The following is a 10,035-nucleotide window of genomic DNA, read 5'->3' as shown; positions in this document are numbered from 1 at the left end:
GAACGGAATTGCCCAAGGAAAACCGGCGACCGGCGTCCAGTACGATAACTGCACTCCCTGCTTGCACGCCCAGTAAGACGTTAGTGCGGTCTGAGTTTGCCGAAATGCATGCAGTCCCAACAAAGGTTGGCTTCTAAACTCAATGGTGAGCCAAATAGAAATCGCAAGAACCATCAATGCAATGGTCCCTGCAGCCATGGTCAACCTTGAATTCGACGAACTGATATGGCGAGTTGCTGTCAAGATTTATCCTGCAATGATTGGCGTACACACGTTACCGCTCAGCCAACGGATCATATGATCGCCAAGTCTGGGTACTTCATTGTGAGTTCGATCTTCAGTCGCTCTTGCGCAACGACCGTTTCCGTACGAAGCATGGACGCCCCGTGCACCCGATACCGGCACAGAATTTCGGGTATGTATGCGGCCTTCATTCCGGCATTGACGAACTTGCACCAAAACTCATAATCCTCCCATCCCCCTTCCATGTGCGTGTAGCCACCTGCCTGAGCCCACGAGCGTCGAGAAATCAGTGCCATCGCGTCAACGTAATTTCCTGACCTAAAGCGCTGACCGTCCCAAAGATCTGCGTGGCCTAGTCGTTGCTCGTTGCCAAAAAATTCAAGCTGGGTATAGGCCGCATCAAAATCTCTGTACCGGACGAATTCGTGGAGCCGCGCAATGGCGCGTGGATAGATCTGATTGTCGGCGTCGATCACGAAGACCGGGTCCGTTCGGGAATGCCGAAAGGCCGTGTTTCTGGCTGCCGCGAGTCCTTGGTTACGTTTATGCCTGAGAAGCAACACCCGTCCGAAGCGCGCATGGTTTTCGCGAAGCCATTGCTCCGCGAGCTCAACAGAATGATCATTCTTCGAACAATCATCCACAACAATCAACTCAAGATGTTCATGCGTCTGCGCACTGATTGACGCGAGACAATCAATAATGAACCGCTCATAATTGAATAGGCTCACAGCTACCGTGACGGCTTCGTCAGAAGGACTCTCAGTCCTGATTTCCTCGAAGACTGTATCGACTTCAATTAACTGTTGAACGTTGAAACTAAGCATTGAAGGCCTTTTTCTGATGTGCAGCAAGAAAATCCACCACGGAACGTGTTCGTTCGAGTTGCACATTCGTGCTTAACGCCGTCGTCAGCGCGTTCTGGACGAGTTGCTTCGCTTTTGCGCGTCCGTCTTCACTACGAAGCACCCAGTCCAGCAAGTTGGGAATATGCCGCGCCTCTTCTTCCAGAAAGTGAATGCCTGGTTTGAAGTACGGATGAGGCAGGCAAGGATCGGTCACAACAAGCGCACCGCGGGCCATGCCTTGTCGTACCATGCGATGCCATTCGAAGTACGAAAACTCGTCGCGGTGAATGTTGAGATAGATTTTCGAGCATCCCGACACGTGTTCGGCAATTCGCGTCATTGCAGCATCAAAGGGGCTGCGATCCGATGAGCTAAGCGCTTTGCGACGGTAGTAAATGCAAGTCGAATAAGGCGCGAGACTTGCAGCGAATCGCGCGAGAATCGATTCTCGGCGAGGGCTTTCAGTGCCGAAAAACGAGACATCGATCGGGCGCGCGTCCCAGTCGTCGAACGTGGCATCCATATCACGCGCCGCCTCGGGCAAAACACGCATCAATGGATGAAGTCGATCCGCCTCGGTCCCTTTCACGTGTCTCGATCCGCAGCTTGGTTCGACGTGCATGGACGGTATCCCCGCTTCGCGGAAGATACGCGCAGAAAACGAGGATATATCCAGTATCCCGCGAGCACACATCAACACCGGCAAAGCGCGAGCAAACCACTGCGTTTGAAGTTGCTCAGTGTTGTAGACGAAGGCGTTCGCTATGATTTCATCGCGCATCCACCGTTTGCCGCGGCCGAGCGCAAAGAACTCGTGGGGCGCCACAAAGACCGCCGGGACTCGACTGGTGTCTATATCAGCTGTTTCATTGAGCATGACAACATTGATACCGGCGTGCCTGAGATCAGCGGCGAGGTCGCCGGCGATTTCGTTCATGAAGACGTTGCCGAGTGAACTCACGTAGATATTGACCGCGGTCAACGCGGGCTCAACGCCACGCTGGTTGGTGCCAAATACGGCCCCGTTGAATGCATCTTCAGTCACGAGTTCGCCAAGCGCTCGTGCAAGCCTGGCACGGCTGAACAATGGCCGTCCTTCATTCGCCCCGTGATAAAAGGCGTGTTCGGCTGCTGGCACACCAGCGGAAGCGACATCAGGATTGAGATTGAGGTAATCCTTCGCATCGAAGATACGAAGTTTGTCGAGTCGTGAAACGGCTGTGGAGACCAGACTTGAGAGTGAAAAAACTCTTTTGGATGTGGTTGGAAAGTCAATCATCGTGACAGGCCCGCAGAGTGCTCCGAATCATGCGGCGCGCCGCAAAGCGCGCAGTTTTATCAATCCAGTACGGATCGGTTTAGATAAGCGCCAGAAAGTTGATGAAAGAACGGCGTCCAGATTTCTCTGCACTTCCTTTGAATGTGCTACTTGCTCGCGCAGACGCTCGACTCCGCTTTGCAGGGCGTGGACCTCATCAGCCAAATCGTGTCTTTCGAGTTCGTGCTTCTGCACAAGATCGTGGTTGTGTTGTTGCCAGCTTTGCTGAAGGATTTGATGGCTCCGCTCGGATTTCTCGCGCGCAATCATCTCTCGTTCAGCGGTTTCATTTGCCTGAGCAAGTCGCACCTCCAGATCGGCTATTCGTTTCTCGTGCACACCGATTTCGCAGAGATATTTCGCTTGCATGTCGTTGTCGGGCGTTTGCGGCGGGCTCACCTTTTCCGCGAGTTTCGCGGGAATAGCAGACATATCTTCAAGCTCCCTAAGTACGTTTACGAACGTCACGTGTGGGAAGCGCGGTTTAATCGAGTGTTCAAAGACAGCGCGATTCTTGAAGTAAGCGTTGGGCATCATGTACACGTTTTTCTGCAAAAACGCAGAAAGAATCGATACGTGCAAACGGTCGGTGTACACGGATGCGTGAGGTGTAATGAAGGCAGCGAGACTACGCGTCACATGCTTGCAAAAATCAGGCGATGTCCAGATATCGCCGTTCCAGCAAGATGACAAGTCCACATTGTCTCCGGAAATCGGCATTCCGCCGGACGATTCTCCATCCTGCCTCAGCGCTGTCAACGTCCCAACTCCTTCACGGATAAATTCGCTGAAGTGGTCGCTCTCGAGGAAGAAGACCATATCGTGCGACAGATGCGTCGCAGCCTCGTCTGCGCCGTTGAGCAGCGCCAATTGATATGAAACTGGCTCGCGACAGAAGACGGTCAGGTTCCTGTGTGTATGCGCAAGAATATCTGCGAAGCCGACGATGGTGTGAGGCAGCAGCACGACCCGGTTCTTGTCCGCATGGCGGCGGATAAGTTCCGCCACGTCGTCGTACCGGCCCTCGACGAGATTTCCGCCCCCGCCGATCAGAACGGTTTGTCCTTCAATCGTCTCATGTTGGTGATGAGTCGTGAAGGAGATGCCGTATCGCTTGAGTAATGTGAATGTCGCGTAGGTAATAAAGCCGTCGCCCGCGTTTCCCGACTTCGGAAAAATGTGAACGTGTTGATTCTGAATCGACTTCAGAAATGCGATGAGTGGATCATCACTCAGGTCAGCTTGTGTCACGCTACGCGCATTGGCCGGACTTGCTTTGAACATGTTGATGCCTTCATCTTGATATCACTTGACGGAGCCGTCGGTGGCCGCTCCAACGCCCCCAATCAACTCGCCTTCGCCATCCCCGCATCTGCCGCCCGCGGCGCATCCCCCGTCCGCTCGATCCACCCGCCACCCAGCGCCTGATACAAGGTCACCAGATTCGCCCACCGCTGCGTCCGCGCGGAAACCAAAGTCTGCTGCGCCGAGTAAAGATCCTGCTGCGCTTCCAGTACGCCGAGATACGAATCCACACCTTGCCGATACCGCAGCGTCGATAAATCCAGCCGCCGTTGCTGAGCCGCCGTGTCGCGTTGCAACGCCTGAATCTGCTGATCGTAGGTTCCACGCGCCGCCAATCCGTCCGCGACTTCGCGGAACGCGGTCTGCACCGTCTTCTCGTACTGCGCGATCTGAATGTTCTTCTGGATATTCGCGAGATCGAGGTTCGCCATATTCTGGCCACCCTCGAAAATCGGCAGCGTGATGGTCGGCGCGAAGCTCCACGCCGCCGATCCCGGTTTGAACAATCCGCCAAGCGTCGGACTCAAGGTGCCGAAGCTCCCCGTCAACGAAATGCTCGGGAAAAACGCCGCCCGCGCCGCGCCGATATTCGCATTCGCCGCCAGCAAGTTCTGCTCGGCTTCCATGATGTCCGGCCGACGCGTCAGCAAATCAGACGGCAAGCCCGCCGGGATATCCGTCAACATGTCCTGACCGTTGAGCGGCGCGCCGCCCGGCAAGTCATCGGGCATCGGTTCGCCGATCAGCAGCACCAGCGCATTCACCGCCTGCGCCCGCGCGCGCTCCTGCGCCTGCAAGTTCGCCTTCGCCGCTTCGACGATGGTCTGCGACTGGCTCAGATCGAGTTCGGACGCCGTGCCGTTATCGAATTGCAGCTTGATGAGCTTGTACGAATCCTCCGCCGTCTTCATCGTCTGAACGGTGATTTTCAGCAGATCGTCGGCTTCGAGTACTTGCAGATACTGCGTGGCGACTTGCGACACCAGCGAAATCTCCGCTGCCTTGCGCGCGTACGCGGTCGCAAAGTACTGCGCGAGCGCCTGATTCTTCAGGCTTTGCACACGCCCGAACAGATCGAGTTCCCACGATCCGTTCAATCCCACGTTATACGTGTTCGAGATCGTCTGATTGAACAGCGACAAATCCTTAGGCGTACGTTGCTTCGACTGTCCCGCCGCCGCGCCGATGCTCGGCATCAACTCCGAACGCGCGATCCGATACTGCGCCTGCGCCGCCTGCACATTCAGCACGGCGACGCGCAGATCGCGATTGTTTTTGAGCGCCGCATCGATCAGCGTTTGCAAACGCGCATCGACAAAAAAGTCGCGCCAGCCTGTGTCTGCCGCCGCCACGCCGCCCGCACTGCGCGCACCGTTCGATGCGACCGGCTGCGTTGCATACACGCCATCGTTGCGATACTCCGCCGGAACCGGCAACGCCGGCCGCTCGTACTTCGGCGCCATCGTGCAACCGGACGCGAGCACTGCAACAGCACCCGCGATCAAAGAAAATCTACGCATCTCAATGTCCCTCGTTGCGTGTGCCGGCAGAAACGCCGCGCTGACGCTCGTATTCGGCGATAGCCGTCGCCGGGTCTTCCTTGTCGCCGCCGAAGTGCGCGCGCACCACGACGAAGAACATCGGGACCATAAAGATGGCGAGGAACGTGGCGGTGATCATGCCGCCGATCACGCCCGTGCCGATCGCGTGCTGGCTCGCCGCGCCCGCGCCATTGCTGATGGCGAGCGGCATGGTGCCGAGAATGAACGCGAGCGAGGTCATCAAAATAGGACGCAGACGCAGACGTGCCGCTTCCAGCGCCGCCGCGATCGGTCCCATCTTTTCGGTCATCTGCAATTCGCGCGCGAACTCCACGATCAGAATCGCGTTCTTCGCAGACAAGCCGACCGTGGTCAACAAGCCGACCTGGAAGTACACGTCGTTTTCCAGTCCGCGCAAGGTCACCGCGAGCAACGCGCCAATCACGCCGAGCGGCACGACCATGATCACGGAGAACGGAATCGACCAGCTTTCATACAAGGCCGCGAGACACAGGAACACGACGAGAATGGAGATGCCGTACAAAATCGGCGCTTGCGAGCCGGATTGAATCTGCTGGTACGACAAGCCCGTCCATTCATAGCCAATCCCCGCCGGCAGCTTGGCCGCGGGCGCTTCGATGGCCTGCATGGCCTGGCCGGTGGATTTGCCCGGCGCGGCCGCGCCCTGAATTTCGATCGACGAGATGCCGTTGTAGCGTTCGAGTTTCGGCGAGCCGTAGCTCCACGTTCCCGTGGCGAACGACGAGAACGGCACCATCGCACCGGTCGAATTGCGCACGTACCAGTTGTTCACGTTCTCCGGCGTCATGCGGAACGGCGCGTCGCTTTGCAGATAAACCTTCTTGATACGGCTGTCGGTATCGAGGAAGTTGTTGACGTACGACGACGCCCAGGCGATCGAGAATGTCTGATCGACGCTCGATGCCGACACGCTCTGCGCCAGCGCCTTTTCCCGGTCGATATTCACCTTGAACTGCGCGGTATCGTTCAAACCGTTCGGACGAACCTGCGCCAGCGACGGGTCTTTCGCGGCCATGCCGAGCAGCATGTTGCGCGCTTCCATCAGCTTCTCGTGGCCCACGCCACCGCGATCTTCAAGCTCGAAGTCGAAGCCCGACGCCGTGCCGAGTTCGGGAATGGACGGCGGATTCACCGGGAACACCAGCGCGTTCCGATAGCCCGCAAAGCGCCCATACGTACGCCCGACCAACGCCTGAATACGCTGATCCGCCTTGGTCCGTTCGGAAAAGTCCTTCAGGCGCACAAACACCAGACCCGAGTTCTGACCGCGCCCGGCAAAGCTGAACCCGTTCACCGTGAACGCGGATTCGACGATCGAACCTTCGTCCTTGCGCAGATAGTTGGCGACATCGTCCAGCGCGCGCTGCGTCATTTCCTGCGTCGAACCAGCCGGCGTGGCCACCAGCACGAACATCGTGCCCTGATCTTCGTCCGGCAGGAACGCTTTCGGCAGCCGCGTGAACAGCAGCCCCACGCCCACGATAATCACGAGATAGAGAATCAGGAACCGTCCCGAGCGGCGCAGGACATGCGCGACGCCGCTGTGATATTTCTCCTGACTCTTCTCGAAGTTGCGATTGAACCAGCCGAAGAATCCGGTCTTCTTCTCTTCGTGGCCCTTCGGCAGCGGCTTGAGAATGGTCGCGCAGAGTGCGGGCGTGAGAATCATCGCCGTAAGCACGGACAGCGCCATGGCCGACACGATAGTCAACGAGAACTGCCGATAAATCGCGCCGACCGAGCCGCTGGAAAACGCCACCGGCACGAACACCGCCGACAGCACCAGCGCCACGCCGATCAGCGCGCCGGTGATCTGACCCATCGCCTTGCGCGTGGCTTCGCGCGGCGGCAAGCCTTCCTCCGTCATCACACGCTCGACGTTTTCCACGACCACGATGGCGTCGTCCACCAGCAGGCCGATGGCAAGCACGAGGCCGAACATCGACAAGGTATTGATGGAGAAACCGAGCGCCGCCATGATGCCGAACGTGCCGAGCAACACCACCGGCACCGCGATGGTCGGAATGATGGTGGCGCGGAAGTTCTGCAGGAACAGATACATCACGAGGAACACCAGCACGACCGCTTCGAACAGCGTCTTGACCACGTCGGCAATGGACTGTTTGACGAACGGCGTGGTGTCGTACGGATACTTCACGGCCAGACCCGGCGGGAAGTATTTCGACAAATCGTCGATCTTCTTGCGCACCGCTTCCGCCGTCGCCAGCGCATTCGCGCCGGTGGCCAGATTGATACCGAAGCCCGCAGCCGGACGGCCGTTGTACTGCGTCTCGAAGTTGTAGTTTTCGCCGCCCAGACCCACGCGCGCGACATCGCGGATGCGCACTTTCGAGCCATCCTGATTGACCTTCAGCAGCACGTTGCCGAACTGCTCCGGCGTGCGCAGCAAGGTCGCTTCGGTGATGGTCGCCTGCATGGACTGGCCGGGCACGGCAGGCGTGCCGCCCAACTGACCCGCCGCGACCTGCACGTTCTGCGATTGCAGCGCGTCTTTCACGTCCACGGGCGTGAGGCCGAAGTTGGTCAACTTGTTCGGATCGAGCCAGATACGCATGGCGTACTGCGTGCCGAACAGGCTCACCGTGCCGACGCCGTTCAGACGGCTGATCGGGTCCTGCACGTGAGAGGCAACGTAGTTCGCGAGATCTTCCCGCGACATGCTGCCGTCTTCGGACACGAACGCGAGCACCAGCAGGAAGCTGTTGCTCGACTTCGTGACCGACAGCCCGAGCTGCTGCACGATCTGCGGCAGATTGGGCGTGGCGAGTTGCAGCTTGTTCTGCACCTGAACCTGCGCGGTATCGGCATTGGTGCCGGCGGCGAAGGTCAGTGTGATGGTGGCCGTGCCGGTGTCATCCGACGTAGACGAGAGATACATCAAATGATCGAGCCCGCTCATTTGCTGCTCGATCACCTGCGTGACCGTGTTTTCGACCGTCTGCGCCGACGCGCCCGGATAGTTCGCCGTGATCTGGATATTCGGCGGCGCGATGGTCGGATACTGCGCGACCGGCAGCGTAGCCACCGACGCGAGACCCGCGAGCATCAGAATGATGGCGATCACCCACGCGAAAATAGGGCGATCGATAAAGAACTTGGCCATAAGGCGACTCCTTCTCCTTATGCGCCAGCGGCGACCGACGAGGCCGGCGCAAGATGCGCGGGCGCGGCCTTCACCGGCATGCCCGGCCGCACCTTGTCGATGCCTTCGACAATCACGCGATCGCCCGCCTTCACGCCGTCCTCGACGATCCAGTTCTGCCCGACCATGCCCGAGGTGACGATGGGACGCATCGCCGCCTTGCCATCCTCACCGACGATCATGGCGACGGCCGTGCCCTTCTGGTCATGCGATACACCCTGCACCGGGATCACCAGCGCGTTCGAATTCACGCCCTCTTCGATGCGCGCGCGCACGAACATGCCCGGCAGCAGCACGCGGTCCTTGTTCTGGAACACGGCGCGCACGGTGACGGAGCCAGTGGATTGATCGACGGTCACGTCGCTGAATTGCAGCTTGCCTTTCTCGGGGTAGACGCGCCCGTCTTCGAGCGTCAGTTCCACTTGCGCGGCATTCGCGCCGGACGTCGTCAGCCGTCCTTCCTGAATCTGGCGGCGCAGCTTCAGACCGTCGAGACTCGATTGTGTGAGATCGACATACATGGGATCGAGCTGCTGTACGGTCACCATCAGCGTGGCTTGCGCGGCCTGCACGTATGCGCCCGGCGTCACCTGCGAAATGCCGATCTGGCCGGTCACGGGCGAGGTCACGTCCGTATAGCCGAGGTTGATCTGCGCGGTCTGCACGTCCGCTTTCGCCGATGCCACCTGCGCGACGGCTTCGGCCTGGGATGCCACGGCGTTGTCGAAATCCTGCTTGCTGACAGCGTTCGATGCGACCAGCACCTTGTAGCGTTCGGCCAGCGCCTGCGCCGTGACGAGGCTTGCCTGCGCCTTGGCAAGCGATGCCTTTGCGCTGTCGAGCTTGGCGATATACGGCGCCGGGTCGATCTTGTACAAACGCTGACCTTGCTTGACGAGACCGCCTTCGGTGAACTCGCGCCGCAGCACGATACCGTCAACGCGCGCGCGCACTTGCGCGTCGAGGAACGCGCTGGTGCGGCCCGTCAGTTCGCTCGTGACGGGCACGGCGGTCGGAGCGAGTGTGACGACGCCGACTTCCGGCGTGTGCTGCGGCATGGCGGCATGCTTCTCACCGCAGCCTGCAAGCAATACAACGGCCGCAGTCGCGGTAATAAAGCAATATGGAATCCGTTCGAAACGCATTGAGCGCAACCCCTTGTTGACTGAAAACGAAGGCGCGCGTTGCCGATGCCTGCGTCAACGCCGCGATCGCTTTCAAATGAGCCGAACCACGATGCCGTCACACAGGCTCGTGGAATAGATGAGAGAAGGCTTGGTCCGCAAGGAAGACCTTCCTTGCAGTTTGCGGGCGATTATAGGGAGCACCTTTGATCAGCAAACCTGATCAACGGCGATCTATATCGAAAAATGACGAGGCGCAAACATCTTTTGCAAGTGTGCTTAATGCGCGGGCAATGAGATGGTTTGTCGCAGAAAACCGGCAGTCTTATTGACGGTTCCGCTTGCAGGTTTTCAGGTTTGAATATTCCGCAATGGCTTAATAAACCGTCATGTCCGAAGCCGCGCAATCAACCATGCGTAGGAATACCAAACTAATCAGGCGATAAAAATA

General features: G+C 58.5%; 7 protein-coding genes. All 7 read right to left on the bottom strand.

The features are described 5' to 3' along the window. On the bottom strand, window positions 1-243 hold a 243-nt coding region (locus P7F28_RS18740; protein ID WP_277186089.1), incomplete at its 3' end, for a hypothetical protein. Between the two features lie 50 nt (window positions 244-293). Then, the gene (locus P7F28_RS18735; protein WP_277186088.1) at window positions 294-1,070 is read right to left on the bottom strand and encodes a glycosyltransferase family 2 protein; all 777 of its coding nucleotides are present in this window, start codon (window positions 1,068-1,070) and stop codon (window positions 294-296) included. Further along, on the bottom strand, window positions 1,063-2,370 hold the full coding sequence (locus P7F28_RS18730) for a hypothetical protein (protein WP_277186087.1): 1,308 nt from the start codon (window positions 2,368-2,370) through the stop codon (window positions 1,063-1,065). Before P7F28_RS18730 ends, P7F28_RS18735 begins: the two co-directional genes overlap by 8 nt. A 27-nt stretch (window positions 2,371-2,397) precedes the next feature. After that, window positions 2,398-3,693, bottom strand: coding sequence for a polysaccharide pyruvyl transferase family protein (locus tag P7F28_RS18725; protein WP_277186086.1), 1,296 nt, complete (start codon window positions 3,691-3,693; stop codon window positions 2,398-2,400). Between the two features lie 62 nt (window positions 3,694-3,755). Next, the gene (locus P7F28_RS18720; RefSeq protein WP_277186085.1) at window positions 3,756-5,234 is read right to left on the bottom strand and encodes an efflux transporter outer membrane subunit; all 1,479 of its coding nucleotides are present in this window, start codon (window positions 5,232-5,234) and stop codon (window positions 3,756-3,758) included. A gap of 1 nt (window position 5,235) precedes the next feature. Further along, window positions 5,236-8,421, bottom strand: coding sequence for an efflux RND transporter permease subunit (locus P7F28_RS18715; protein ID WP_277186084.1), 3,186 nt, complete (start codon window positions 8,419-8,421; stop codon window positions 5,236-5,238). 17 nt (window positions 8,422-8,438) lie between these two features. After that, entirely contained in the window at window positions 8,439-9,605 is a 1,167-nt protein-coding gene (locus P7F28_RS18710; RefSeq protein WP_277186083.1) for an efflux RND transporter periplasmic adaptor subunit, read from the bottom strand. Window positions 9,606-10,035 lie beyond the last annotated feature (430 nt).

Source organism: Caballeronia sp. BR00000012568055 (genome assembly GCF_029439455.1).
Lineage (GTDB): Bacteria > Pseudomonadota > Gammaproteobacteria > Burkholderiales > Burkholderiaceae > Caballeronia.
Note: the sequence above shows the minus strand (reverse complement) of the source record. Positions and strands in the feature narration are given on the sequence as shown.

Excerpts from the sequence above, each read along its gene's own strand:
- P7F28_RS18720 (WP_277186085.1), bottom strand. The coding sequence starts at position 5,234 with ATGCGTAGATTTTCTTTGATCGCGGGTGCTGTTGCAGTGCTCGCGTCC.
- P7F28_RS18710 (WP_277186083.1), bottom strand. The coding sequence starts at position 9,605 with ATGCGTTTCGAACGGATTCCATATTGCTTTATTACCGCGACTGCGGCC.
- P7F28_RS18735 (WP_277186088.1), bottom strand. The coding sequence starts at position 1,070 with ATGCTTAGTTTCAACGTTCAACAGTTAATTGAAGTCGATACAGTCTTC.
- P7F28_RS18715 (WP_277186084.1), bottom strand. The coding sequence starts at position 8,421 with ATGGCCAAGTTCTTTATCGATCGCCCTATTTTCGCGTGGGTGATCGCC.
- P7F28_RS18730 (WP_277186087.1), bottom strand. The coding sequence starts at position 2,370 with ATGATTGACTTTCCAACCACATCCAAAAGAGTTTTTTCACTCTCAAGT.
- P7F28_RS18725 (WP_277186086.1), bottom strand. The coding sequence starts at position 3,693 with ATGTTCAAAGCAAGTCCGGCCAATGCGCGTAGCGTGACACAAGCTGAC.